Raw genomic sequence first — 26,851 nt, 5'->3', positions numbered from 1 at the left:
CCTGCGGCTGCGCCGAACCCGGCCCCGCCGGCGTTCGAGGACCGGGGCTCGGGGCGGAGCCCCGGTCTTTGACCTGCCGACCGAGCCGGAGGCTAGTGCTGTGACCGGAAAGGTTCACCGGGTTGCGACGCCCGGCACGGCACCTCGCCGCGTTGTCGGACCGCGCAAGTACGTCCAGTACGAGCCGCGGCCCTCCGCCTTGCGATCCACCCCACCGGACGCCGCAACCCGGCAAACCTTTCCGGTCACAGCACTAGATGGCTTCCTTGCGGGTCAGGAAGTTGAACGAGATCCACCCCGGCAGGACCGGCAGCCAGAAGGTCATCAGGCGGAACAACAGCACCGCCGAGATCGCGACCTCCTTCTCCAGCCCGGCCGCGATCAGGCCCAGCGTCAGCGTGGTCTCCACCGCGCCCATACCGCCCGGCGTCGGCGCCGCCGAACCCAGCGCGTTGCCCGCCAGGAAGACCACCGCGATGCTCGCGTAGCTGATGGCCTCGCCGCCCCCGAACGCGCGGATCGACGCGTCCAGGCACATCACGAAGCAGCCCGTCAGCAGCAGCATCCCGCCGATGCCGGTCACCAGCTTCTTCGGCCGCTGCAACACGTCCAGCATGCGCGGCACCACACCCGCGAACAGCGCCCGTACCCGGGTCACGACGAACTTCCGCATGAACGGGACCGCCGTCACCACCAGCACCAGCACGGCCACCGTCAGCAGGCCCGCGATGACCGCCCGGGACGGGGTCATCTCCGGGGTCTTCTCCGTCCCGGTCAGGTAGCCGAAGGACAGCAGCAGCAGGATGTGGCTGGCCAGCCCGAAGAGCTGGGAGGCGCCCACGCTCGCGACCGCGAGCCCGGGCCGGACCCCCGCCCGCTGCAGGAAGCGCGTGTTCAGCGCGACACCGCCGACGGCCGCCGGGGCCACCAGCTTCACGAACGACCCCGCCACCTGCGCGACCACGGTCCGCAGGAAGGACACCCGCTCCGGCACGAAGCCCAGCAGGCTCATCGCCGCCGCGAAGTACGTCAGCGCCGAAAAGGCCAGCGCCGCCCCGACCCAGCCCCACTCGGCCTGGCCGATGATGGTCGCGAAGTCCACGTGGGCGAGCTGCGTGAGCAGGAAGTACGCACCGAACGCGCCCGCGATGAACGACACGAGCGTGCGCGGCCGGATCCGCTCCAGCCGGGCCGGCTCCACCGGCGCCTGCGGGCGGATCAGCAGCACCTGGTGGCGGATCTGCGTCAGCAGGTCCTCCTCGCGCGCCCCGTCCAACGCGTCCTCCAAGGCCTTCTTCTCGGCCTTGCGGTCGGCGGCGGCCGACGCGGAGACCGGGGTCGCGGAGGCCGCGGACTCCGCCTCGCGCGCCGCCTTCGCCGCCCGCGAGGACTCCAGTACGGCCTCCCGCTGCCGCTCCGCCCGCTCCCGGGCCAGCTTGCGCAGCGTCGCCCGGGTGGAACGGCTCAGGGCGATCGGCTGGAGCAGCGGCAGACAGTCCGCCACCGCGTCCGGGCCGAGCACCGAGACGGCCGAGGCCACCGCGCGCTCCGCGCCGACCCGCAGGCCGAGCGTGGTCAGCAGCTGGGCGATGTCCATCCTCAGCACCAGATCGCCCGCGGCGATCTCACCGCCGCGCAGGTCGGTCAGGACGACATTGCCGGAACGATCCACCACCAGGGCGTCGCCGGTGAGCCGCCGGTGCGCGATCCGCCGTGACTGCAGGGCCCGTACCTGCTGCCACGTGGTGTGGATCAGCTCGTCGGTGATCTCCTCGTCGGCGAGCGCGTCGAGGGTCCGGGCGTCCAGGTGCTCGTACACGAGCATCACCGCGTCCGGGCCGAGCTCGGAGGTGGCGATCAGCTTCGGCGCGTTCGCTCCGGCCGCGATGGCCGCGTACGCGAGGAGCGCCTCCTGCTCCAGTGCCTGGCGCAGCGACAGCAGGCTGCGGCCCGTGGTGATGCCGCGCAGGGTGAGCCGGCGCCAGACCCGGTAGAAGAACCCGTGGGCCTGCTGCTCGCGGTCGACGATCGTGACGTCGAGCGGCGGCCCGTCCTCCAGGGTCACGTGGTAGCGGCGCCCCCGGTCGTTGGCCTCGGAGGGCTCGGGGCCCTCGGGCAGCTCGGCGCGCATCGCGCTGACCGGCTGGAAGCCGACCCGGCGCAGTCCGGCGAGGAGGTTCTGCCCGGTGGGGCGCACGTTGGGCGAGCCGACGGCGTACAGGGTGCCGTAGGCGACGCTCCAGCCGATCAGCACGGTGAGGATGATCGAGAAGGGTGTGGTGTACCCGTTGACCAGCATGGTGAGGGCGTTGAGCAGCAGGACCACCCACAGCGCCACGCGCCAGTGGGGTCTGCGGGTCATGCCGACCGCGGTCATGTACGCGATGACGGGCGCGAGGTAGCCGTGCACCGGGTCGGTGAGGGCCCCACCGCCCGCCGACCGGGTGAGGGCGTCCTGGATGGTGTCGGGGGCCGCCTGGGAGACCCACAGGTCGGTGGCGAGGGTGACGCCGTGCGCGAGGACGGCGGCGAGCACGCCGTCGGCGATGCGCAGCCCGTCGCGTTTGATCAGCCGCTCGATGGCGAAGGCGACGGGCAGCAGCAGCACCGCGATGCTGGACACCAGCGCCGCGACCTTGATCAGCAGGTCCGGTGCCTGGCCGGTGCCCTTGTTGATGTCCTCCTCGAGACCGACCGTGGTGCCGTGGGCGAAGGCGGCGATGGCGAGCAGGACGGCGATGCCGAGGATGCCGACGAGGAGGCGTACGAGGTCGGACGGCCGGTGCACGCGGGCGGCGAGCAGCGGCTCGTCGACCTCGACGCGGTCGGCGGCCGTGGGCGCGTGGCCGTGCGGCCCCTGCGCGTCCTCGCCGCTCGCGCCGTCCGGACCGCTGCCGCCGGCGGCGCCGGGGGAAGCCTCGGCGCGCGGGGGCTTCGGCGGGATCTCCGGCGTGGCCTTCGGTGCGGCCTCCGGCAGAGTCACCGGCACAGCTTCCGGCGTGGCCCCCGGGCGGGTCGGCGGAACGGGGTCGGGGCGGGAGGCGGCGCCGTCGTCCGGGCGTGCGCCGTCGTCCGTCGCCGCGCCGTTCGGAGGGCTCACACCCTGCTCCTTCGTCGTCACATCCGTCTCTTCTTGATCACGTATCACCAGTCACCGCCCGGAAGATGGTGGCACGGACCGACGGGCCAGCGGGGCATCAGGGTGCGCGCCGGTCCGGAACCCCGACTTCCGCCGGTGGGCCTCCGGCGTGCTGCACCATGTGCTGAATGAGTGAGGAGCTGCCCGCGTACGCGGAGCACGTGCTTGAGGTGGCCGAGCGTATTCCGCCCGGCCGGGTGATGACATACGGCGACATCGCCGAATGGCTCGGCGAGGGAGGTCCGCGCCAGGTCGGGCGTGTCCTGGCCCTGTACGGGGGAGCCGTGCCCTGGTGGCGCGTGGTGCGGGCGGACGGCGTACCCCTGCCCGGCCACGAGCTGCGCGCCCTGGAGCACTACCGGGCCGAGGCCACCCCGCTGCGGCTGACGGCGGGCGGCGAACCGCGGCTGGACATGCGCCGGGCGCGCTGGGACGGGGCCCCGGGAGACCCCGGACGGGACGGCACACGCGACGAGGCTCACACCTGACAGCTTCGGCCATGCGCGGCCCGGACGGGCGATCGGGCGGCCGGGCGAACGTCCGTACGGGGTACCCGGGGGGACTGCGCGGCGTCGGCCGGTTGCCGTAGCGTTGCCTCTTCGGCTTCTCCGCGAGCCGTCACGGCAACACCCGCAGACCCACCAGGACCGGCACCCCACGTGATCACCTCTTCCTCCGAAAGCCACCGCGCCGAGCGGCGGCGTACGCGGACCCCCGACGCGTACCGCCTGGTGCGCACCGGGCCGGAACGGGTGGATCCCCCTGTGCTGGACGCAGCGCAACGGGCGGTGGTTGACCACGCCGGCGGACCGCTCCTCGTCCTGGCCGGACCGGGCACCGGGAAGACGACCACGCTGGTCGAGGCGGTCGCCGCCCGGGTGGAGGCCGGGGCGGACCCCGCCCGCATCCTCATCCTCACCTTCAGCCGCAAGGCCGCGGTGGAACTGCGCGACCGGGCCGCCCTGCGGCTCGGCGGCGCGCGGGCTCCGCAGGCCACCACCTTCCACTCGTTCTGCTACGGCCTGGTCCGCGCCCACCAGGACACCGACCTCTTCGCCACCCCGCTGCGGCTGCTGTCCGGCCCGGAGCAGGACGTGATGGTCCGCACCCTGCTGGACGGTCAGCGCCGCAGCCGCTCCATCCGCTGGCCCGACGACCTGCGGGCGGCGCTGACCACGCGCGGCTTCGCCGACGAGGTCCGCGCGGTGCTGGCCCGCGCCCGCGAGCTGGGCCTCGGCCCGCAGGCCCTCTCCTCCTTCGCCGACCGCATCGGCCGCCCGGACTGGAAGGCGGCGGCCGCCTTCCTCTCCGAGTACCTGGACGTCCTGGACCTGCAGGGCACGCTGGACTACGCGGAACTCCTCCACCGTGCGGTCCTCCTGGCGGAAGGCACCCCCGCCCTGGCCTCCGCCTACGACGCGATCTTCGTGGACGAGTACCAGGACACGGACGCCTCGCAGCTGCGGTTGCTGCGCGCCCTGACCGGCCGGGGCGGCACGCTGGTCGCCTTCGGCGACCCCGACCAGTCGATCTACGCCTTCCGCGGCGCGGACATCAACAACATCCTCGACTTCGAGTCCGCCTTCCCCGGCGCGCGGGTCAGGGCCCTGACGGTCGGCCGCCGCTCCGGCGCCGCCCTGCTGACGGCGACCCGTCTCCTCACCACCCGGATGCCGGTCCCGCGCCTGCCGTCCGAGGCGGTCCGCGCGCACCGCAACCTCGCACCGGTGCGGGAGGGCGGCCGCGTGGAGGTCTTCACGTACCCGACGGCCGGCGCCGAGCTGGACAACATCGCCGACATCCTGCGCCGGGCCCACCTGGAGGACGGCGTCCCGTGGCAGGACATGGCCGTCCTGGTCCGCGCCGGCGGCCGCACCCTCCCGGCGATGCGCCGCGCCCTGATCTCGGCCGGCGTCCCCACCGAAACCGACGGCACGGACACCCCCCTGCGCCACGAACCCGCCGTCACCCCCCTCCTGACCGCCCTCCGCCTCATCGCCACGGCCACCGCCCCCCCGCCCGCGGAACCGGAAGCCGCAGCCGGCACGGGACCCACCCCGGGCCCCGAAGGCACCGCCGGCGCGGCCCCGGCCGCCGCGGGCGAGACGGCCCCGGGGCCCGGCACCGACCCCGCCGACCCCGCCGGAGGCGCGACGCGGGGGCCGAGCCCCGACACGGCCGTCCCCGGCGCCGCCGACGCGGCCGCGGCCGCCGCGGGCGAGGCGGGCCCGGGGCCCGGCACCGACCCCGCCGACCCCGCCGGAGGCGCGACGCGGGGACCGAGCCCTGACACGGCCGTCCCCGGCGCCGCCGGCGCGGCCGCGGACGCCGCCGCAGGCGGCACGGGTGCCACCGTGAACGGCGAGGAGCCGAGGTCCGGCGCGCCCGACGGGGCCGGCGCAGGCGAGGCGGGCCCGGGGCCCGGCCCGGGCTCCGATACCGCCGACCCCGCCGGAGGCGTCGAGGCGGCGATCGCGCTGCTCACCTCCCCCCTCGGCGGCATGGACGCCGCCGACCTGCGGCGGCTCGGCCGGGCCCTGCGGGACGAGGAGCGCGCCGCCGGCGTGAAGGTGCCCGCGCCCTCCGACGTACTGCTCGCGCGCGCCCTCGCCGAGCCGGAGCGGCTCACCGCGCACGACCCCGTCTACGCCCGCGGAGCGCAGCGCCTCGGCCTGCTGCTGCGCAAGGCCCGCGAGCTGCTCCAGGGCGGTGGCACCGCCGAAGAGGCCCTGTGGATCCTCTGGGACGGCACCCCCTGGCCCCAGCGGCTGGAGCGCAGCGCCCGCCGCGGCGGCGCCGCCGGCCGCAACGCCGACCGCGACCTCGACGCCGTCTGCGCCCTCTTCGACACCGCCGCCCGCGCCGAAGAGCGCACCGGCGGCCGCGGCGCGCTCAACTTCCTCGAACAACTGGAGGCGGAGGACATCGCCGCCGACACGTTGACGGCCCGCGCCACCCGCTCCGAAGCCGTCCGTCTGATGACCGCCCACCGTTCCAAGGGCCTGGAGTGGTCCCTCGTCGTCGTCGCCGGCGTCCAGGAGGGCCTGTGGCCCGACCTCCGCCGCCGCGGCTCCCTCCTGGAGGCCGACCGCATCGGCCGTGACGGCCTCGCCGAGCCCCTCACGCCCGGCGCCCTCCTCGCCGAGGAGCGCAGGCTCTTCTACGTCGCCGCCACCCGCGCCCGCGACCGCCTCGTCGTCACCGCCGTCAAGGCCCCCGCCGACGACGGCGACCAGCCCTCCCGTTTCCTCACCGAGCTCGGGGTCACCCCCAAGGACGTCACCGGCCGCCCCCGCCGCCCCCTCGCCGTGCCCGCGCTCGTCGCCGAGCTGCGCGCCACCACCGTCGACCCGGACGCCTCGCCCGCCCTGCGCGAGGCCGCCGCCCGCCGCCTCGCCCGCCTCGCCGCGCTCACCGACGACGAGGACCGTCCGCTGGTCCCCGCCGCGCACCCGCAGCGTTGGTGGGGCCTGTACGAGCCCACCCGCAGCAGCGTGCCGCTGCGCGACCGGGACCGGCCCGTCGCCCTGTCCGGCAGCGCCCTGGAGCAGCTGGCCAACACCTGCTCCCTCCAGTGGTTCCTCGGCCGCGAGGTCAAGGCCGACACCCCCTCCACCGCCGCCCAGGGCTTCGGCAACGTCGTCCACGTCCTCGCCGACGAGGTCGCCTCCGGCCGTACCCCCGCCGACCTGGCCGTCCTCATGGAACGCCTCGACTCGGTGTGGGACGCCCTCGCCTTCGACGCCCCCTGGAAGTCCCGCCAGGAGAAGGACAACGCCCGCGCCGCCCTCGAACGGTTCCTGCGCTGGCACGCAACCGACCGCGGGGGCCGGGCGGCCGTCGCCACCGAGCACGAGTTCGACGTCACGCTCGAAGCCGGTGAGGTCGCCGTCCGCATCCGGGGTTCCATGGACCGGGTCGAAGCCGACCCGCAGGGGCGCGCGTACGTCGTCGACTTCAAGACCGGCAAGTCCGCGCCCACCCGCGACGAGGTCGCCCGCCACCCCCAGCTCGCCGTTTACCAGCTCGCCGTCCGCGAGGGCGCCGTCGACGAGGTCTTCGACGGCCTGCGCCCCACCCCCGGCGGCGCCGAGCTCGTCCAGCTCCGCCAGGGCGCGGCCCAGCGCGACGGCGGCGACACGGTCCCCAAGGTGCAGGCCCAGCAGCCGCTCGACGGGGAGTGGGTCGGCGACCTGCTCGCGACCGCCGCCGGGCGGGTGCTGGACGAGCGGTTCGCGCCCGCCACGGGCAGGCACTGCGACCACTGCTCCTTCCGCAACGCGTGCAGCGCCCGCCCCGAGGGCCGCCAGACCGTCGAGTGAGCGGGACGGTCGGGCCTGTCGGTGGGGGCGGCTAGCCTTTTCACGTGTCCGCGCGTGCGTCCGTCCTCACCGATCCCGAGCAGCTCAAAGAGCTCCTCGGGATCCCCTTCACGCCCGAACAGATGGCCTGCGTCACCGCCCCGCCCGCCCCTCAGGTCATCGTCGCCGGCGCCGGCTCCGGCAAGACCACCGTCATGGCCGCCCGCGTGGTCTGGCTGGTGGGCACGGGAGCGGTCGCACCCGAGCAGGTCCTCGGCCTGACCTTCACCAACAAGGCCGCCGGCGAGCTGTCCGAGCGCGTGCGCAAGGCCCTCGCGCGGGCCGGCATCACCGACCCGGACCCTTCCCCGGCCGGGGACGGGTCCGGGGCCGGGGCCTGGGCCGAAGCGGGGGCCGAGGGGGCCGGCGGGGAGCCGCGCATCTCCACGTACCACGCCTTCGCCGGCCAGCTCCTGAAGGACCACGGCCTGCGCATCGGTCTGGAGCCCAGCTCCCGCCTCCTCGCCGACGCCACCCGCTTCCAGCTCGCCGCGAAGGTGCTGCGCGAGGCCCCCGGCCCGTACCCCTCGCTCACCAAGTCCGTCCCCGACCTGGTCGGGGACCTCCTCGCGCTCGACGGCGAGCTGTCCGAGCACCTGGTCGAGCCGGAGCGGCTGCGCCTCCACGACACCGCGCTGCTGGACGTGCTCGCCGGCACGAAGCTCACCAACGACGACCTGCGCAAGGTCCCCGAGGCCGTGCGCGGCCGCCTCGAACTGCTGGAGCTCGTCGTCCGCTACCGCGCCGCCAAGCGCGCCCGCGACCTCTTCGACTTCAGCGACCAGATAGCCCTCTCCGCGCAGCTCGCCACCACCCGCCCCGAGGTCGGCGCCCTGCTGCGCGAGGAGTTCAGGGTCGTGCTCCTGGACGAGTACCAGGACACCTCGGTCGCCCAGCGGCTCCTGCTCTCCGGGCTCTTCGGCGCGGGCTCCGGCCACGCCGTGACCGCCGTCGGCGACCCCTGCCAGGCCATCTACGGCTGGCGCGGCGCCTCCGTGGCCAACCTCGACGACTTCCCCGAGCACTTCCCGCACGCCGACGGGAGTCCCGCCACCCGGCTCTCCCTCAGCGAGAACCGGCGCAGCGGCGGCCGGCTCCTCGACCTGGCCAACGGGCTCGCCGCCCCGCTGCGCGCCCTGCACGAGGGCGTGGAGGCGCTGCGCCCCGGCCCGGGGGCCGAGGGCGCCGGGCAGGTCCGCTGCGCCCTCCTGGAGACCCACGCCCAGGAGCTCGACTGGCTCGCCGACTCCGTCGCCCACCTGGTCCGCACGGGCACCGAGCCGCGCGAGATCGCGGTCCTGTGCCGCTCGGCCGGGGACTTCGCGCGGATCCAGGCCGTACTGGTGGACCGGGACGTCCCGGTGGAGGTCGTCGGCCTCTCCGGGCTGCTGCACCTCCCCGAGGTCGCGGACCTCGTCGCGGTCTGCGAGGTCCTCCAGGACCCCGGCGCCAACGCCTCCCTCGTCCGGCTCCTCATCGGCCCGCGATGGCGGATCGGCGCGCGCGACCTGGCCCTGCTGGGCCGCCGGGCACGGCTCATGGTGGGCCGCGCGCCGGCCGGGGCGGACCCGGACGAACGCCTCGCGGCGGCCGTGGAGGGCGTGGACCCGGCGGAGATCGTGTCGCTGGCCGACGCGCTGGAGACCTTCCTCGACGGCGCCGGCCAGGCCCCCGACGACCTGCCCTTCTCCGCGGAGGCCCGGGTCCGCTTCGCGCACCTCGCCCAGGAACTGCGCGACCTGCGCCGTTCCCTGGCCGACCCGCTGATGGACGTCCTGCACCGCGTGCTGTCCGCGACCGGCCTGGAGGTGGAGCTGTCCGCCTCCCCGCACGCGCTGGCGGCCCGCCGCCGCGAGACGCTGTCGAACTTCATGGACGTCGCGGCCGGTTTCGCCGCGCTGGACGGCGAGGCGTCGCTGCTGGCCTTCCTGGCGTTCCTGCGCACCGCCGCCCAGTACGAGAAGGGGCTGGACCACGCCCTGCCGGGCGGGGAGAACACCGTCAAGGTCCTGACCGCCCACAAGTCGAAGGGCCTGGAGTGGGACGTGGTCGTCGTCCCGGACCTGTGTGCGGGCTCCTTCCCGAAGGAGAAGGCGCCGGAGGCCTGGACCTCGTACGCAAAGGTCCTCCCGTACGCGCTGCGCGGCGACGCCCCCACCCTGCCGGCGGACCCGGAGTGGACCTCGGCCGGCCTCAAATCCTTCAAGGCGGCCCTGAAATCCCACAAGGAGACGGAAGAGCTCCGCCTCGGGTACGTCACCTTCACCCGCCCCCGCTCGCTCCTGCTGGCCTCGGGCCACTGGTGGGGCCCGACCCAGAAGAAGCGTCGCGGCCCTTCGGCCTTCCTCCAGGCGCTGTACGACCACTGCGCGGCGGGCCACGGCGAGATCGAGGCCTGGGCCGAAGAGCCGGAGGCGGGCGCCGAGAACCCGTCCCTCGCCGACGACTCCACCCCGGACCACTCCTGGCCCCTCCCGCTCGACCCGCACTCCCTCAAGCTGCGCCGCGCGGCGGCCGCCCTGGTGGAGTCGTACCTGGCGACCCCGCCCCCGCCGGAGGACGAGTCCTACCTCTGGCCCCCGGACTGCGAGGACCCGTCCTACGACGAAGAGCCCTGGCCCCCCGACGAAGCCTGGCCCGACGCCGCCGCCCCAGCCGAAGCCCACCCCCACCCCGCCTCGCGCCAGCCCCCTGCCGGCGAGCCCGCGCCCGAGGGCGGGACCCCGCGTACGGCCGAGCCGCACCCCGGCTCGGGCCCGGACGCTGCCGGCGCGCCCGCGCCCGGGGCGCCGGGTGCGGCGCAGGCGCTTCCCGGCTCGTGGCCGGGGGCTGCCGGGCGTGTGCCCGCGCCGCGGGCCGCAGGCCCGGCCCCCGACGGGGTCCGGGGCAGCGCCCCGGTTCCGGCGGAGGACTCCGACCCCGCCGCCGCGCCGCTCGACGACGACCTGTGGCCGGAAGCGGCCGACTGGGCCGTCGCGGAGGGCCCGGGCGAAGCCCGCCGGGCGGCGGAGCCGCGCACCGGTGCCACCGTCCCGGACGGTGACGACCCCTGGGCCGGCGAGGCCTGGGCCGGCGGGGACCGGCACGGCGGCGGCGCAGCCGGCCTCACACCGGAGGACGCGCGCGCCATCGCCTCCTGGGACCGGGACCTCGACGCCCTGGAGGGCGAGCTCCGCCGCGCCCGCGCGGCCGTCCGCGACGTCGAGCTGCCCGCCGCCCTCTCCGCGAGCCAGCTGCTCCGGCTCGCCGCCGACGAGCAGGGCTTCGTACGCGACCTCGCCCGCCCCATGCCCAAGCCCCCGCAGCCCGCGGCCCGGCAGGGCACCCGGTTCCACGCCTGGGTCGAGTCCCGCTTCGACGAGCTCCCGCTCCCCTTCCTCGACGTCCTCGACCCCGTCACCGATCTCCCCGGCGCCGGCTCCGACCAGGAGATCGCCGACGAGGCCGACCTCGACTCCCTCAAGGCCGCCTTCGAGCGCAGCCCGTACGCCGACCGGCCGCCCCACCGCATGGAGGCCCCGGTCCAGCTCACCCTCGCCGGCCGCGTGATCCGCGGCCGGATCGACGCCGTCTACCGCAACGACGACGGCTCGTACGAGATCGTCGACTGGAAGACCGGCCGCACCACCGAGGCCGACCCCCTCCAGCTCGCCGTCTACCGCCTGGCCTGGGCCGAGGCCACGAACACCCCGCTCAGCCAGGTCACCGCGGCCTTCCTCCACGTCCGCAGCGGCCGCGTGATCCGCCCCCGCAACCTCCCCGACCGGGCCCGCCTTGAGCGGATCCTCCAAGGCAATTCGGACACCGGCGGTGACCATCTGGCGGACAGCTAGGCTCGTGGGCATGAGCGACACCCCGCCGGACAACGTCGTCCGCACGTACATCGACACCCACCGCGCCGCCTTCCTCGACGACCTCGCCGAGTGGCTCCGCATTCCCTCCGTCTCGGCGCAGCCCGAGCACGCGGGCGACGTACGCCGCAGCGCCGAATGGCTGGCGGCGAAGCTCAAGGAGACCGGTTTCCCGGTGGCCGAGGTCTGGGAGACCCCCGGCGCCCCCGCCGTCTTCGCGCACTGGCCGAGCGAGGACCCGCAGGCCCCCACCGTCCTGGTGTACGGGCACCACGACGTACAGCCCGCCGCCCTCGCCGACGGCTGGCACACCGACCCCTTCGAGCCGGTGGTCCGCGACGGCCGCATGTACGGGCGCGGCGCCGCCGACGACAAGGGGCAGGTGTTCTTCCACACCCTCGGGGTGCGCGCTCACCTGGCGGCCACCGGCGCCGCCGCCCCCGCCGTGAACCTCAAGCTGCTCGTGGAAGGCGAGGAGGAGTCCGGTTCCCTCCACTTCCGCGCGCTCGTCGAGGCCCGCGCCGCCGAACTCGCCGCCGACGTCGTGATCGTCTCCGACACCGGCATGTGGTCCGAGACCACCCCCACCGTCTGCACCGGCATGCGCGGCGTCGCCGACTGCGAGATCGACTTCCACGGTCCGGACCAGGACATCCACTCCGGGGCCTTCGGCGGGGCCGTGCCCAATCCGGCCGCCGTCGCCGCCCGCCTGGTCGCCGCCCTGCACGACGACGACGGGCGCGTGACGATCCCCGGCTTCTACGACGGCATCGCCGAGCTCACCGAGGCGGAGCGCGCGCTCATCGCCGAGCTGCCCTTCGACGAGTCCGAGTGGCTCCGTACGGCCCGGTCCCACGCGGCCTCCGGCGAGGCCGGCTACTCCACCCTGGAGCGGGTCTGGGCCCGCCCGACGGCCGAGGTCAACGGCATCGGCGGCGGCTACCAGGGTCCCGGCGGCAAGACCATCGTGCCCGCCAACGCCCACCTGAAGCTGTCGTTCCGCCTGGTGTCCGGCCAGGACCCGTACGAGGTCGAGGCCGCCGTCAGGGACTGGGTCGCGGCCCGGATCCCGGACGGGATCCGGCACTCCATCACCTTCGGCGCCCCGACCCGGCCGTGCCTGACCCCGCTGGACCACCCGGCCCTGCAGTCCGTCGTACGGGCCATGGGCCGCGCCTTCGGCCAGAAGATCCGCTTCACCCGCGAGGGCGGCTCCGGACCGGCCGCGGACCTCCAGGACGTCCTGGAGGCGCCCGTCCTGTTCCTCGGCATCTCGGTGCCGTCCGACGGCTGGCACTCCCCGAACGAGAAGGTCGAGCTGGACCTGCTCCTCAAGGGCGTCGAGACGACCGCCTACCTCTGGGGAGACCTGGCCGCCACCCACCGCGCAACCGCCTGACACCCGACGCACGCACGCCTGCCTTGTCCCACCACCGGGGGAGTTGGAAGTACCTGTGAGCACCCATACCGAGCGCCCTCTCGCCGAGCGGCCTCTCTCGCTCGCCGCGCCCAGCGGAATAGACCGCGCCGCGCACCACCGCCTCGACGAGGCGTGGCTCGCCGCTGCCTGGAGCCACCCGACGACCCGCGTCTTCGTCGTCTCCGGCGGCCAGGTCCTGATCGACGACACCCCCGACGGGGGCACCGGCATCGTGATGACCCCGGCCTTCGAGGCCCCGGTCACCGAGACCCACCGCTATTTCCTGGGCACCGACGAGGACGGCGTACGGTACTTCGCGCTGCAGAAGGACGCGCTGCCCGGCCGCATGGACCAGTCGGCCCGCCCGGCCGGCCTGCGCGAGGCCGGACTGCTGCTCTCCCCGCGCGACGCCGGGCTGATGGTGCACGCCGTGGCACTGGAGAACTGGCAGCGGATGCACCGCTTCTGCTCGCGCTGCGGCGAGCGCACGGTGGTCGCGGCCGCCGGGCACATCCGCCGCTGCCCGGGCTGCGGCGCCGAGCACTACCCGCGCACCGACCCGGCCGTGATCATGCTGGTCACCGACGAGCACGACCGCGCGCTGCTGGGCCGCCAGGTGCACTGGCCGGAGGGCCGGTTCTCGACCCTCGCCGGGTTCGTGGAGCCGGGCGAGTCGATCGAGCAGTCCGTCGTGCGCGAGGTGTGGGAGGAGGCGGGCGTCAGGGTCGGCGAGGTCGAGTACGTGGCGAGCCAGCCGTGGCCGTTCCCGTACAGCCTGATGCTGGGCTTCACGGCCCGTGCCACCACCTCCGAGATCACCGTGGACGGCGAGGAGATCCAGGAGGCCCGCTGGTTCTCCCGCGAGGAGCTGCGCGCCGCGTTCGAGACGGGCGAGGTGCTGCCCCCGTCGGGGATCTCCATCGCCGCCCGGCTGGTCGAGCTCTGGTACGGCGAGCCGCTGCCGAAGTCGGCGTAACGTTCGTCACAGCAGGAAGGCCCCCGCCTCGGCGGGGGCCCTCGCGGTGCGCGGGTGGGGCTGCCTCAGACGGCGAGGGCCTGCTTGACCTGCGCCAGGCTCGGGTTCGTCATTACGGACTCGTTGCCGGCGACGGACTTGACGAGCACAGTGGGAACCGTCTGGTTGCCGCCGTTGGCCTTCTCCACGAACGCGGCGGACTCCGGGTCGAGCTCGATGTTGATCTCGTTGTACGCGATGCCTTCCCGGTCCAGCTGGGTCTTCAGCCGACGGCAGTAGCCGCACCAGGTCGTGCTGTACATCGTGACGGTGCCCGTGTCCTGCATGCTGCGCTCTCCTTCGTGAGGGCTCGGTGGTCCGAGTACTCGAACGTACGCGACCCCACCGCCATTCCCGTACGGGCGTCCTCGCGCGGCCGGTGTGACTGATACGACGGATACGTGCCGCCTGTGGACGGTTTTCCCGCCCGCCTCACGAGACCTGGCAGCATGGCGGGGTGACATCAGCAACGCACTCCCCTTCGTTCCCGGGCGGCCCCGGCTCCGCCGACTCGGCCGACGCGGTGCTCCTGGGCCTGGACCCGGAGCAGCGCGAGGTCGCGACGACCCTGCGCGGGCCGGTGTGCGTGCTGGCGGGAGCCGGTACCGGCAAGACCCGCGCGATCACCCACCGCATCGCCTACGGCGTCCGCTCCGGGCAGCTCATGCCGGCCAGTGTGCTGGCCGTCACCTTCACCAACCGCGCCGCCGGGGAGATGCGCGGACGCCTGCGCGCCCTCGGCGCGGGCGGGGTGCAGGCCCGGACCTTCCACTCCGCCGCCCTGCGCCAGCTCCAGTACTTCTGGCCCAAGGCGGTCGGCGGGGACGTGCCCCGGCTCCTGGAGCGCAAGATCCAGCTCGTCGCCGAGGCCGGCGCGCGCTGCCGGATCCGGCTCGACCGGGGCGAGCTGCGCGATGTCACGGGCGAGATCGAGTGGGCCAAGGTCACGCAGACGGTGCCCGCCGACTATCCGGCCGCCGCCCTCAAGTCGGGCCGCGAGGCACCCCGGGACATGGCCGAGATCGCCCAGATCTACGGGACGTACGAACAGCTCAAGCGCGACCGCGGCATGATCGACTTCGAGGACGTGCTGCTCCTGACCGTCGGCATCCTCCAGGACCGCCACGACATCGCCGAGCAGATCCGCGCCCAGTACCAGCACTTCGTGGTCGACGAGTACCAGGACGTCAGCCCCCTCCAGCAGCGGCTGCTGGACCTCTGGCTCGGTGAGCGCGACAGCCTCTGCGTCGTCGGCGACGCCAGCCAGACGATCTACTCCTTCACCGGCGCCACCCCCGACCACCTGCTCAACTTCCGCACGAAGTACCCGCAGGCCACCGTGGTCAAGCTGGTCCGCGACTACCGCTCCACCCCCCAGGTGGTGCATCTCGCGAACGGGCTGCTGAACCAGGCCACGGGGCGCGCCGCCGAGCACCGGCTGGAGCTGGTCTCCCAGCGCGAGGCCGGACCCGCCCCGGTCTACGCCGAGTACGCCGACGAGCCCGCCGAGGCCGAGGGCGTCGCCCACCGGATCCGGGACCTGATCGCCGCGGGCGTCCCGGCCGGCGAGATCGCCGTCCTCTACCGGATCAACGCCCAGTCCGAGGTGTACGAACAGGCCCTCGCCGACGCCGGGGTCCCCTATCAGCTGCGCGGGGCCGAGCGGTTCTTCGAGCGCGCCGAGGTCCAGAAGGCGATCCTCGCGCTGCGCGGAGCCGCCCGCTCCGGCGGGAACGACCCGCTGCTCGACGACGTCGTGGAGCTGGGCTCCCAGGTCCGGGCGGTGCTCAGCTCCACCGGCTGGACCTCCGAGCCGCCCGCCGGCTCCGGCGCCGTCCGCGACCAGTGGGAATCCGTGGCCGCGCTGGTCCGGCTCGCCGAGGACTTCGCCCGGACCCGGCCCGGAGCCACCCTGGCGGACCTCACGATCGAGCTGGAGGAGCGCAAGGCCGCCCAGCACGCCCCGACCGTCCAGGGCGTCACCCTGGCCTCGCTGCACGCGGCGAAGGGCCTGGAGTGGGACGCCGTGTTCCTCGTCGGGCTCACCGACGGCATGCTGCCGATCACGTACGCGAGGACCGACGAGCAGGTCGAGGAGGAACGCCGGCTGCTCTATGTCGGCGTCACCCGGGCGCGGCTGCACCTGACCCTCTCCTGGGGCCTCTCCCGGGCTCCGGGCGGCCGGGCCTCCCGTCGCCCCAGCCGCTTCCTGAACGGCCTGCGGCCGGGCTCCGCGGTGCCTCGCAGCGGCCCGGGCTCCGCGACCGAGAGCGGGCCGCGCAAGCGGGGGCGCCGCGGGCCGGTGCTGTGCCGGGTCTGCGGCAAGACCCTGACCGAGGCCGGCGAGCTCAAACTGATGCGCTGTGAGGACTGCCCGTCCGACATGGACGAAGGGCTCTACGAGCGGTTGCGGGAGTGGCGTGCGGGCCAGTCGAGGGAGCAGGGGCTGCCCGCCTACTGCGTCTTCACGGACAAGACGCTGATGGCGATCGCGGAGGCCGCGCCCACCGAGCCGGGGGAGCTCTCTATGATCTCCGGAGTGGGAGGGCGCAAGCTCGACCGCTACGGAGCCGAGGTCCTGGCCATATGTGCAGGTCAGCAGCCCGAGTCCGAAGATCCTGCCGACGCGTAGAAACTCGTCGGAAAAATAGTTTGCACATGCCCAGCGAAGACCCATAGGTTCTTAGCAACGGAAACGGTGGCTTCTCCGAAGCCCTGGATCCGTGCTGTACTTATCCGAATACGCATGGGACAGGCCTCCGGGCCACGTCCCCGAGACGCCGAGAGGAGGCGAGACCAGTGACCAGCTTCATGACCTTCACCAAAATGACCGATCGCTCGGTCGACGCTTCCTGCCTGCTCGGTTCCGTCTCCCTTCTGGGTACCGGTGTGTCCGCGATTTCCGCCGACCGCCCCGCCCTGCTGGCGACCCTTCCGGTCAGTGAGCGCAACGAGCGACCGACCCTGGCACCGGTGGCAGTACTGGCAGTGGAAGCCCAGGCGCATGGCGCCTATGGCTTCGCGGCCGCAGCCGGTGCCGGAGCCAAGACGAAGCAGACGAAGAAGCAGCAGCACCACCTGATGTGGGCCTTCCGTGGGCTCGAACCCTGGAGTGATCCAGTCTGATCGCATGATCAGGCCGGCGCCTTCAGGGCCGCGGAACCCCACCCGGGATCCGCGGCCCTTCTGTTTGCCCCCGAACAGGGGGCGATGCAGCGAAGGAGCCTCGGGACTGGCAGAACCAGGTGACAGCCGAACCCGGCCGACCGGCCGGAACGACTAGCCGACCAAGACGACGAGGAAGAAACCACCGTGCAACTCGAAGCGCACGCCCCGTCCGTACCGCAGACCCACACGATCTCCCCGCCCGCAGTCCCGGAGGACCACACCTTGACCCCGCTCACCGCGCTGACCGCGCTCGACGACGCCATCGAGAACCTCGGCGTACCCGTTCCCTGCCGCACCTTCGACCCCGAGGTCTTCTTCGCCGAGTCCCCGGCCGACGTCGAGTACGCCAAGTCGCTCTGCCGCACCTGCCCGCTGGTCGAGGCCTGCCTCGCCGGAGCGGTCGAGCGCCGCGAGCCCTGGGGCGTCTGGGGTGGCGAGCTCTTCGTCCAGGGTGTCGTCGTCGCCCGCAAGCGGCCCCGTGGCCGTCCGCGCAAGAACCCGGTTGTCGCGGCATGACCGCCATCGGAACCATCGACCGCCCCCTGACGCACGACCCCCTGAAGCAGGCCCTCATGACCGCCCACATCACGAGCGAGCAGCCCCACGGCGCCGCCCACGCAGACTTCATCACCGCCGGCGCGATCACCTCGCGTCAGAACAGGACCCGCGAAATGCAACTCATCCCAGAAGCCCTGGCTCGCGCCCATATGGACGAGCTCATGCGTGAGGTGGACGTCGAACGTCACGCCGTACGCCTGGTCGCCGCCCGCCGCATGCAGCGGCGTGCCGAGCGCGTCTCGATGCGCGCCCGCCGCGCGCTGGCCATGGCCGTCATGCACTGAGAGCCGAAAACGGCATCCCCGGGGGGACCGGTCCGAACGGACCGGTCCCCCCGGTGCGTTGCGGACGGCACTCCACCCCTCACGGGGATATCGTCTGGAGGTGGACCAGCCGACTTCCCACCCCACCCCGTCGGGATCCGAGGCCCAGCCCGTCGTCTGCGCGCGCTGTGGCACGGAGTCCCCCGGCGGCGCCCCGCCCACCTGGACCTGCTCGGTGGAGAACGGGACCAGACAGTACTTCTGCGTCGACTGCGCGCGCGCCAACCTCCGGGCGATCGAAGGCAGGCTCGACTCCTCCTGGTGGTGACGCCGGGGGCCGGGCCCGACGGAGTCACTCGGCGGAGGCGAACCCCGGCAGCCAGGCGTCCAGTTCGTCCCGCAGCCGCACCGTCGCGCCCAGCTGGCACAGCACCCCGATCGTGCTCAGCGTCACCCGGTGGATCAGCAGGTACGAAGGCGGAAGGTTGATCTGCCGGCCCAACTGGTGCGCGGGGGAACGGGGATCGGCGATCCGCGCCGCCTGGCCGCGCAGCCACGGCCGGGTGAAGGTGAACTCCTCGGCCTCGGCGGGCTCGATGATCGGCTTGAGGTAGTCCAGCACCGCGTCGGGGTCCAGCTCGATGGACTCCTTCACGAACCCCTCGGCGCGCAGGTGCCCGTAGACCCCCTCGGCGTCACCGTCCAGGGTCATCCGCAGCGACCTGCCGATGGGCTTGGGCCAGCCGCCCGGCAGCCGGTCGACCGTGCCGAAGTCCAGCACGCCCAGCCGCATCCGGCCGTCGGCCCCCGGTATCAGCCGGAAGTTGCCCGGGTGCGGATCCGCGTGCAGCAGACCGGTGCGCGCCGGACCGGAGAAGAGGAACCGGGCCAGCAGTTGTCCGGCGCGGTCGCGTTCCTCCTCGGTGCCGTCGGCTATCACCTCCGACAGCGGCGTCCCCTCCATCCACTCGGTCACCAGCACCTGGTCGCCCTGGTGCACGACATCCGGCACGACCACGTCCGGATCGTCCTCGAAGGCGTCCGCGTGGGTCCGCTGCGCCTCGGCCTCCAGCTCGTAGTCGAGCTCCTCGGCGACCCGGTCGCGCAACTCCTTGATCAGCGGCTTGATCTCCATGCCGGGGATCAGCGGCCCCAGCAGCCCCGCGAACCGGCCCAGCTGCTTCAGGTCCGACAGCAGCGCCTCACCGGCCCCCGGGTACTGGACCTTGACGGCGACCTGCCGGCCGTCGTGCCACACCGCCCGGTGTACCTGCCCGATCGAGGCCGCCGCGGCCGGCTTGTCCTCGAACTCCTCGAACAGCTCGCGCCAGTCCGCGCCGAGACGCTCCGCCAGCACCTGGTGCACCGTCGCCGCGGGCAGCGGCGGCGCCGCCTCCTGGAGCTTGGTCAGCGCGGCCCGGTAGGGTCCGGCGACCTCCTCGGGCAGCGCCGACTCGAAGACCGACAGGGCCTGCCCGAACTTCATGGCACCGCCCTTCAGTTCCCCGAGCGTGCGGAACAACTGCTCGGCGGTGCGCTTCTGGAGCTCGCCCGCCACGATCTCCGCGGACTTGCCCCCGATCCGCTTGCCGAGGCCCCAGGTGGCCCGTCCCGCGATGCCGAGCGGCAGCGCGGCCAGCTTGACGGTGCGGGTGACCGCCTTCCGGGGAAGATCAGACATACGCCCCTCCATTTCCCAGACAGCTGGGCCGCGAACAGCGGTTCTCCGCATCCTGTCATGGCCTCCTCGCGGCTCGGAGGAGGGCACCTTCCCCGGGCTCCCTCGGGGCGGCCGTGCGTTGCGTGTGCGCCCCGCAGGGGCAGTCGGGATGGGGGAGGACCGGGGCGGACTCCCAGTGGAGCGAGGGGAGGGCCGCCTCCCAGCGGGTGGCGGTGGACGCGGGCAGCTCACCGTCCAGGAAGGAGAGCGCGTGGGCCGCGGCCAGGCCCGCCACCGCCGTGGACAGGCCCAGGTCGCAGGCGGCGCCCGCACGGCGGCGGTGGGCCGAGCGCCACTGGACCAGCATCCGGGGCCAGGCCGCGTCCCGGTCCATGCGGTCGCGCTCCATGCACCCCGCGCAGGCCGTCGCCCCCGGCAGGACCAGCGGCCCCACCAGCCCCGTCCCCTCCAACACCCCCGCGTACAGGTGCGGGATGCCCGTGGCGACCCAGTCGGCCGCGGTGTCCGGATCGGGCGCCCAGGCGTGCAGCCCGTCCCGCGGCGCGACCACCACCAGGGCCAGCCGCGGCTCCGCCCCCTCCTCCTCCCCGGCCCGGGGGGCGCGCCCCGGAGCCGACCCGCGCACCAGCTTCCCCGCGGCCTCCGCCCGCAGCCGGCCCACGCTCCCGGGATCCAGCCCGCCCGGTGCCACGTCCGCCGGCTCCACCCGGCCCCCGTCGAGCACCTCGACCCGGCCCACGCCGGCTCCCGCCAGGACCGCGGCGATGACGGCGCCGACCCGTCCGCTCCCGCGCACCCGCACCCGTATCGCCCGGCGCGCGGCTACACCCCGCAAGTCCCCGCCCGGCTCCCGGTGGACCAGGGAGAGGGAGCCCAGATCGGGCCCCAGCCGCTCCAGGACCTCCGGATGACCGCGCACGGCCTGGGCCCGCGGGCCGCCCGCCGTGGCGTCGTCGAGCAGACCGGCCCCCGCCAGCCGCCTGACGAGCGCGTCGGCCTGGCCGTCCGGCAGCCCCATGCCCGTGGCCTCGGCCCGCAGCAGCTCCATCCCCCGCGTCCCGTCGATCCGGTCGATGAGCGTGCCCGTCGCCGTGTCCACCGGGCCGAGCACCACCGCGTGGGCGGGGGTCACCCCGAACTGCACCGTCTCCCGGTCCCGCCAGGCCCGCGCCAGCGCGGGCTTCACCTTCGGATACATGACCGATCCCCCTCGATTTCCCGTGCGGACTCGAGCCGCCCCTTTTTCCGGCTCTCCCCCACACTGCCCGTCCGCCGGAATCCCCGCGCTGATTTGTCCACAGGCAAGGGGTATTAGGCATATGAGATGAAGGGAAATGGCGTTCCCGATATCGGCTCGACATCCCCCAAGTCCGAACCCCGGAGGGGCGGGACTTCGGCCGCCGCCACCGGGTACCGTCGTGGCGTGTCCGCCGATCCACCGCAGCGCGCCGTCGAAGTCCGCCGGAGCGCGCGCCGCCGCAGGACCGTATCCGCCTATCGCGAGGGTGACCGTACGGTCGTCCTCATCCCTGCCCGGATGTCCGAGGCGGAGGAGCAGCGCTGGGTCGGTGTGATGCTCGACAAGCTCGCCGCCCAGGAGAGCAAACGCACCCTCGGGGACGCGGAACTCGGCGAGCGCGCCGAGCGCCTGTCCGAGCAGTACTTCGGCGGCCGCGCACGCCCCCGCTCGGTCCGCTGGGTCACCAACCAGAACACCCGCTGGGGCTCCTGCACCCCGGCCGAGGGCAGCATCCGGCTCTCGCACCGCATCCAGGGCATGCCGGAGTACGTCGTCGACTACGTGCTCCTGCACGAGCTGGCCCACCTCCTCGTGCCCGGCCACGGGCCCCGTTTCTGGGCGCTGCTGGAGGCGTACCCGCGCACCGAGCGGGCCCGCGGCTACCTGGAGGGCGTGGTGGCGGCCGAGCGCCTTCCGACGGTTCCCGCCGCCCGCGACGAGTGAGCCGGAAGGTCCTGTACCCGCCGGTCATGTCACACAGCGTGATTTGTACCGGGTCGGTACCGACTTGGCCGGATGTCGGCAGTTGCCGTTAGCCTGAGCGGCACGCATTCACAGTCGGGATGGGGGACGGTCGTTACGTATGGCCAGGGAATTCCAACGCGGCCACAAGGCCAAGATCAGTGATCTCACGGCGGGCACCGATCTGTACGTAGGCGTCCAGATCGCCGGGCCCGGACTCACCTTCGACATCAGCTGTTTCGGGCTCGATGTCAATGAGCAGCTGTCGGACGACCGCTACTTCGTCTTCTTCAACCAGCCGAAGTCGCCGGAAGAGTCCATTCAGCAACTCGGCGCGCAGTCCGGTGACACCGAATCCTTCCGGGTGACCCTGGACCGCATTCCGGCGTCCATCCACAAGCTGTCCTTCACCGCCACCATCGACGGCGCCGGACAGATGTCGCAGATCGGTCCGGGCTACATCCGGATCGTGGCCGGCGGCGAAGAGGTCGTCCGGTACGCCTTCACCGGCTCCGAGTTCACGACCGAGCGGGCCGTGATGCTCGGTGACTTCTACCTCAAGGACGTGTGGCGCTTCGCCGCCGTCGGCCAGGGCTTCGACGGCGGTCTCGACGCGCTGCTGAGGAACTTCGGCGGCGAGGTCGCCGAGGAGGCGCCGCCCGCGCAGCAGGCGCCCGCCGCCGCGCCCGGGTTCGCCCCGCCGCCGCAGGCGGCCGCCCCGGCCCCCTCCTTCGGCGCCCCGGCGCCCGCCCAGGCACCCGCGCCCGCCCCGTCCTTCGGCGCGCCGGCCCCGGCCCCGCAGCCGCAGCCGCAGTACCAGCAGCCCGCCGCCCCGGCCCCGGTGCACGCCGCACCCACCATGGCCGCGCCGCTCGCCCCGCTGGCCCCCGCCCCGTACGGGCAGCCGCAGCCGCAGCAGCCCTCGTACGGCCAGGTTCCCGGACAGGTTCCCGGCCAGTACCCGGGCCAGGTCCCGCAGCCCGCCCCGGCCCCCGCGCCCTACGGGCAGCAGCCGGGCTACGGCCAGGTCCCGGGCCAGGTCCCCGGGCAGGTCCCGGGCCAGCAGCCCGGCTACGCCCCGCAGGCCGCCGCCGGCGCCGGGCTCGCCGCCGCGCTCCAGCCGTACAAGGAAGCCCCCACGGGCGCCCGCTGGACCCCGCAGAACGCGCAGCTCATGCGCGTCGACCTGGCGATGGGCGGCCAGGCCGTCCTCGCCCGCCAGGGCAGCATGGTCCTGTACCAGGGCAAGGTGGACTTCAGTTACAAGGGCGCCGGCTTCGCCGGCCGCATCGTCGGCAACGCCACCGGCCAGGAGATGCAGCTCATGCGCTGCACCGGCCGCGGCCAGGTCTTCCTCGCCGAGAACGGATCCCACCTGCACGCCATCGAGCTCCAGGGCGACGGGATCTGCGTCTCCGCCGAGGCCGTCCTCGCCTTCGACGAGTCCCTCCAGCACGAGGTCCGCCGCATCGAGGGCCACGGCATCCCCGGCGGCGCCCTGTTCACCATGCAGTTCCAGGGCACGGGAACGGTCATCGTCAAGACGCACGGCGTCCCGGTGGTCCTGCCCGTCACCCCGACCACCTTCGCGGACAGCAACGCCATCGTGGCGTGGTCCTCCGCCTCGCAGGTGATCCTTTCCAGCCAGGTCCGGCTGCGGCGCAACGCCTACCCCGGCCACAGCGGGGAGACCGTGAACCTCCAGTTCCGCGGCGCTCCCGGCAACTTCATCGTCGTCCAGCCGTACGAGGTCTGAGGGAGCCCGACATGAACGCAATGAACCAGCAGCTCGCGGGCTTCGCCCCGACCCCCGTCACGGCCCGCATGGAGAACCACGGCCGGGCCATGCTCAAGGTCGCCATGCAGAGCGGCCAGGACCTCTTCGCCCGCACCGGCTCGATGGTCGCCTACGAGGGCTTCGTGCAGTACGAGCCCAACCCGCCGGCCGTCCGCCAGATGGCCTCGCAGTGGATCACCGGCGAGGGCGCACCGCTGATGAAGTGCACCGGCGACGGCCTGCTCTACCTCGCCGACTACGGCGCCGACGTCGTCGTCATCAACCTCCAGAACGACTCGCTCTCGGTCAACGGCACCAACCTGCTCGCCTTCGACGCGCACCTCCAGTGGGGCGTCGAACGGGTCAAGGGTCTCGCCAAGTTCGCCGGCCAGGGCCTGTTCAACGTGCAGGTCGCGGGTACCGGCTGGGTCGCCCTGACCTCCCGCGGCACCCCGATCGTGGTCGACTGCGGCCGCGGCGAGGACGAGACGTACGTCGACCCGGACGCGCTCGTCGCCTGGTCGCCGAATCTCAAGGTCAAGGGCAAGCGCAGCTTCAAGGCCTCGTCGATGATCGGCCGGGGCAGCGGGGAGGCCTACCAGATGGCCTTCTCCGGCCAGGGCATCGTCGTCGTACAGCCCAGCGAGGACAGCACCGACCGGCTCCGGGTCCGGGGCTGAGGGGGAGCGGACACATCATGCAGAGCTCACTTTTCGCCCACGCCGAGGCCCAGTCCCAGGACCGGTACGCCCTCCAGAACCCGCAGCTGCTGCGGGTCTCGCTGACCGGCTCCGACGACGTCCTCGCCCGCAAGGGCGCGATGGTCGCCTACCAGGGCCTCATCGACTTCGACGGCGAGTACCAGAGCACGAGCCAGCGGGGCGCCCGCCGCCGCACCGGCGAGGGCCTGGACCTCATGCGCTGCTCCGGGCAGGGCACGGTCTACCTGGCCAACCTGGCCCAGTACGTGCACGTCGTGGACGTGGACCAGGACGGTCTCACGGTCGACAGCAGCTACGTGCTGGCCCTGGACTCCACCCTGCACACCGAGGTCATCGCGGTGGACAGCCAGTACGGGATCTCCGGTTCCGGCAAGTACCAGCTCAACATCACCGGCCGCGGCAAGGTCGCGCTGATGACCTCCGGGCAGCCGCTGATGATGCACGTCACGCCCGACAAGTACGTCAACGTCGACGCGGACGCCATCGTCGCCTGGTCGACCTCGCTGCGGGTGCAGATGCAGGCCCAGACGCACTCCAGCGGAGTCTGGCGCAGGCGCGGCAACACCGGCGAGGGCTGGGAGCTCAGCTTCCTCGGCACCGGCTTCGCGCTGGTGCAGCCCAGCGAGGTGCTGCCGCCGCAGAACGCCCAGCTCGGCCAGGGCGTCGCGGCCCAGTTCGGCATGGGCCAGCACGGTTCACACGCGCAGAACCAGAACAACGCCTGGAACTGATCCGGGCGACTGATCGCAGGCAGGCGAAAGGGGCGGCCCCGCGAGGGACCGCCCCTTCGTCGTGCCCGGGATCAGCCCCCGAGCCGCGCCAAGGTCGCCTCCAGCAGCCGCACCACCGAGGTGTCGGCCACCGCCGCCACCTCCTCGTACGGGAACCAGCGCAGGTCCAGCGACTCCTCGCTGATCTCCGCCTCCGCACCGGCCGGGGCCAGCGCCGCGTACTGCACGTCCAGGTGCCAGTGGCACGGCGCCGGGATCGCATGCCGGTCCAGGCGCACCGGGCCGCCGGGCAGCAGGCTCAGCCCCGACGCGATGCCCGACTCCTCGCCCGCCTCGCGCAGCGCCACCGCCTCGAGGGTGTCGTCACCGGGCTCGCAGTGGCCGCCCATCTGCAGCCACATGCCCAGCTTCTTGTGCAGGGTCAGCAGGACCCGCCCCCGCACCGGGTCGATCACCAGCGCGCTGCCGGTGACGTGCCCGGCCGTGCACGGCTTGTACACCCCGTCCGGATGGGCGGCCAGATGCTCCAGATAGACGTCGCGCAGCTCGGGCTGGCCCTCGTAGCCCTTCAGGACCAGGACCGCGTCTTCGTGCAGGCTCACTTCTTCTCTTCGCCGTCCTCGTCGTTCCGGTCACGCTGGTCCCGCTGGTCGCGCTGCTGGGCGGCCTCGCCGAGCATCTTGTCGATCTCGGAGAAGTCCAGCTGCTCGCGGTGCACGAAGCCGTCCGGGTCGTCCAGGTCGGAGGCCGTCGGCAGCATGTCCGGGTGCTCCCACAGCCCGTCGCGGCCGTCCACGCCGCGCGCGTCCGTGAGCGAGGCCCACAGCCGGGAGGCGTCGCGCAGCCGGCGCGGGCGCAGCTCCAGGCCGATCAGCGTCGCGAAGGTCTGCTCCGCCGGGCCGCCCGAGGCGCGCCGCCGACGCATGGTCTCGCGCATCGCGTCCGCCGAGGTCAGCCGGGGCTTGGCGGCCTCGTGCACCACCGCGTCGACCCAGCCCTCGACCAGCGCGAGCGCCGTCTCCAGGCGGGCCAGGGCGGCCTTCTGCTCGGGGGTGTCCTGCGGCTGGAACATGCCGCCCTGCAGCGCTTCCTGCAGCTGCTCCGGGTTCGACGGGTCGAGCTGGCCGACCACGTCCTCCAGCTTCGAGGTGTCCACCTTGATGCCGCGGGCGTAGCCCTCGACCGCGCCGAACAGGTGCGAGCGCAGCCACGGCACGTGCGCGAAGAGCCGGGCGTGCGCCGCTTCGCGCAGGGCCAGGTACAGCCGCACCTCGTCCGCGGGGACGCTCAGGTCCTTGCCGAAGGCCTCGATGTTCAGCGGCAGCAGCGCGGCCTTGCCGGCCGGGCCGAGCGGCAGCCCGATGTCCGTCGAGCCGACGACCTCGCCCGCGAGCGTGCCCACGGCCTGGCCGATCTGCTGGCCGAACATGGCCCCGCCCATGGAGCGCATCATCCCGAGCAGCGGGCCCGCCATGGCCTGCATCTCCTCGGGCAGGACGCCGCCCATGGCCGCACCGACGCGCTCGGCGACCGGGTCCACGAGCTCCTTCCACACCGGGAGGGTCGCCTCGACCCACTCGGCACGGCTCCACGCCACGGCGGTCGTGGCGCCCGACGGCAGCGAGGTCACGCCGTCCAGCCACAGGTCGGCCAGGCGCACGGCCTCCTCGACCGCCGACTTCTCGGCGATGCCGACGCTCGTGTCCTTCACACCGCCCGCCGTGCCCAGCGCGACGGTCTGGCGGGCGATGTCCTTGGCCATGTCCCAGTTCACGGGACCGCCCTCGTAGCTCAGCATCTGGCCGAGCTGCTGGAAGGCGGCACCGAGGTCGTTGGGGTTCATGGCACCGAACATCGCGGCGAACGGATTGTCCGCACCGCCGGCACCGCCCGCGCCGCCCGGCAGGCCCATGCCGGGGAACCCGAACGGATTCGGGCCGCCCTGACCGCCCTCACTGCCCTTCTTCTTGCCTTCGTCGCCGTTGTCCGGCTCCTCCGGCGGAAGGCCGAATCCGAATGGGGTGTCGCTCACGGGTTTCCTCGGCTCGTAGGGCCGCCGGCGGGTGCCGACGGGCAATGGTCCGACAACACCACCCAGCGTAGACACCCGGCCCGCATACGGGCTCGGTGCTCCGCCGACTCCTGGGCTGCGGCAGGATGGACATCACCTGGTGGGTACGCGTC

The 26,851-nt window shown here is 73.6% G+C and carries 20 protein-coding genes; 14 read left to right on the top strand and 6 right to left on the bottom strand.

All coding sequences use genetic code 11. The annotated features are described in order from the left end of the window. Positions 1-253: 253 nt before the first annotated feature. Positions 254-3,148, bottom strand: coding sequence for a lysylphosphatidylglycerol synthase transmembrane domain-containing protein (locus ACZ6JT_RS16410; protein WP_469210390.1), 2,895 nt, complete (start codon positions 3,146-3,148; stop codon positions 254-256). A 119-nt stretch (positions 3,149-3,267) separates the two neighbouring features. On the opposite strand from ACZ6JT_RS16410, the gene ACZ6JT_RS16405 reads away from it, so the two are divergent. The 5 genes from ACZ6JT_RS16405 (at position 3,268) to nudC (ending at position 13,747) form a co-directional block, all read left to right on the top strand. Further along, complete coding sequence (locus ACZ6JT_RS16405) at positions 3,268-3,627, top strand: MGMT family protein (RefSeq protein ID WP_469210389.1); 360 nt, start codon at positions 3,268-3,270, stop codon at positions 3,625-3,627. A gap of 174 nt (positions 3,628-3,801) precedes the next feature. After that, on the top strand, positions 3,802-7,461 hold the full coding sequence (locus ACZ6JT_RS16400) for an ATP-dependent helicase (RefSeq protein WP_469210726.1): 3,660 nt from the start codon (positions 3,802-3,804) through the stop codon (positions 7,459-7,461). A 44-nt stretch (positions 7,462-7,505) separates the two neighbouring features. Then, the gene (locus tag ACZ6JT_RS16395; protein WP_469210387.1) at positions 7,506-11,333 is read left to right on the top strand and encodes a UvrD-helicase domain-containing protein; all 3,828 of its coding nucleotides are present in this window, start codon (positions 7,506-7,508) and stop codon (positions 11,331-11,333) included. 10 nt (positions 11,334-11,343) lie between these two features. Continuing rightward, on the top strand, positions 11,344-12,750 hold the full coding sequence (locus ACZ6JT_RS16390) for a dipeptidase (protein WP_469210385.1): 1,407 nt from the start codon (positions 11,344-11,346) through the stop codon (positions 12,748-12,750). Positions 12,751-12,793: 43 nt separating this feature from the next. Beyond that, positions 12,794-13,747 carry an NAD(+) diphosphatase gene (gene nudC / locus ACZ6JT_RS16385; RefSeq protein ID WP_469210383.1) on the top strand — a complete coding sequence of 318 codons (954 nt, stop codon included), beginning with the start codon at positions 12,794-12,796 and terminating at the stop codon, positions 13,745-13,747. Between the two features lie 65 nt (positions 13,748-13,812). Here nudC and ACZ6JT_RS16380 read toward each other — a convergent pair whose 3' ends face one another. Continuing rightward, positions 13,813-14,073, bottom strand: a complete 261-nt coding sequence (locus tag ACZ6JT_RS16380) for a mycoredoxin (protein WP_030709961.1) — start codon at positions 14,071-14,073, stop codon at positions 13,813-13,815. Between the two features lie 170 nt (positions 14,074-14,243). Here ACZ6JT_RS16380 and ACZ6JT_RS16375 point away from each other — a divergent pair, with 170 nt between their 5' ends. The 5 genes from ACZ6JT_RS16375 (at position 14,244) to ACZ6JT_RS16355 (ending at position 18,103) form a co-directional block, all read left to right on the top strand. Further along, positions 14,244-16,418, top strand: a complete 2,175-nt coding sequence (locus tag ACZ6JT_RS16375) for an ATP-dependent DNA helicase UvrD2 (RefSeq protein WP_469210381.1) — start codon at positions 14,244-14,246, stop codon at positions 16,416-16,418. A 167-nt stretch (positions 16,419-16,585) separates the two neighbouring features. Next, a complete protein-coding gene (locus tag ACZ6JT_RS16370; protein ID WP_469210379.1) occupies positions 16,586-16,912 on the top strand; it encodes a hypothetical protein in 327 nt (108 codons plus the stop codon). 186 nt (positions 16,913-17,098) lie between these two features. Then, positions 17,099-17,470, top strand: coding sequence for a WhiB family transcriptional regulator (locus tag ACZ6JT_RS16365; protein WP_319732474.1), 372 nt, complete (start codon positions 17,099-17,101; stop codon positions 17,468-17,470). After that, complete coding sequence (locus ACZ6JT_RS16360; RefSeq protein WP_362858335.1) at positions 17,467-17,796, top strand: hypothetical protein; 330 nt, start codon at positions 17,467-17,469, stop codon at positions 17,794-17,796. Before ACZ6JT_RS16365 ends, ACZ6JT_RS16360 begins: the two co-directional genes overlap by 4 nt. Positions 17,797-17,896: 100 nt before the next feature. Beyond that, positions 17,897-18,103 (top strand): hypothetical protein, encoded by a 207-nt coding sequence (locus tag ACZ6JT_RS16355; RefSeq protein ID WP_469210377.1) that lies wholly within the window; start codon positions 17,897-17,899, stop codon positions 18,101-18,103. A gap of 24 nt (positions 18,104-18,127) precedes the next feature. On the opposite strand, the gene ACZ6JT_RS16350 is transcribed toward ACZ6JT_RS16355, so the two are convergent. Next, entirely contained in the window at positions 18,128-19,456 is a 1,329-nt protein-coding gene (locus ACZ6JT_RS16350; RefSeq protein ID WP_469210375.1) for an ABC1 kinase family protein, read from the bottom strand. Positions 19,457-19,511: 55 nt separating this feature from the next. Further along, a complete protein-coding gene (locus ACZ6JT_RS16345) occupies positions 19,512-20,654 on the bottom strand; it encodes a TOMM precursor leader peptide-binding protein (RefSeq protein WP_469210373.1) in 1,143 nt (380 codons plus the stop codon). A 126-nt stretch (positions 20,655-20,780) separates the two neighbouring features. On the opposite strand from ACZ6JT_RS16345, the gene ACZ6JT_RS16340 reads away from it, so the two are divergent. The 4 genes from ACZ6JT_RS16340 (at position 20,781) to ACZ6JT_RS16325 (ending at position 24,667) form a co-directional block, all read left to right on the top strand. Then, positions 20,781-21,419 carry a M48 metallopeptidase family protein gene (locus tag ACZ6JT_RS16340; RefSeq protein WP_469210372.1) on the top strand — a complete coding sequence of 213 codons (639 nt, stop codon included), beginning with the start codon at positions 20,781-20,783 and terminating at the stop codon, positions 21,417-21,419. Positions 21,420-21,558: 139 nt separating this feature from the next. Further along, complete coding sequence (locus tag ACZ6JT_RS16335; RefSeq protein WP_469210370.1) at positions 21,559-23,193, top strand: TerD family protein; 1,635 nt, start codon at positions 21,559-21,561, stop codon at positions 23,191-23,193. A 20-nt stretch (positions 23,194-23,213) separates the two neighbouring features. Next, positions 23,214-23,894 (top strand): AIM24 family protein, encoded by a 681-nt coding sequence (locus ACZ6JT_RS16330; RefSeq protein ID WP_365475167.1) that lies wholly within the window; start codon positions 23,214-23,216, stop codon positions 23,892-23,894. Positions 23,895-23,911: 17 nt separating this feature from the next. Then, complete coding sequence (locus tag ACZ6JT_RS16325; protein ID WP_469210368.1) at positions 23,912-24,667, top strand: AIM24 family protein; 756 nt, start codon at positions 23,912-23,914, stop codon at positions 24,665-24,667. A 71-nt stretch (positions 24,668-24,738) separates the two neighbouring features. Here the strand turns inward: ACZ6JT_RS16325 and ACZ6JT_RS16320 are convergent, their stop codons facing one another. Both ACZ6JT_RS16320 and ACZ6JT_RS16315 read right to left on the bottom strand, forming a co-directional pair. Next, a complete protein-coding gene (locus ACZ6JT_RS16320) occupies positions 24,739-25,269 on the bottom strand; it encodes an NUDIX hydrolase (RefSeq protein WP_469210366.1) in 531 nt (176 codons plus the stop codon). Continuing rightward, complete coding sequence (locus ACZ6JT_RS16315) at positions 25,266-26,699, bottom strand: zinc-dependent metalloprotease (protein ID WP_469210364.1); 1,434 nt, start codon at positions 26,697-26,699, stop codon at positions 25,266-25,268. Before ACZ6JT_RS16315 ends, ACZ6JT_RS16320 begins: the two co-directional genes overlap by 4 nt. Between the last annotated feature and the right edge of the window lie 152 nt (positions 26,700-26,851).

It is taken from the genome of Streptomyces sp. NPDC046308, from assembly GCF_055588065.1.
This window is presented reverse-complemented; position numbering and strand designations above follow the sequence as displayed.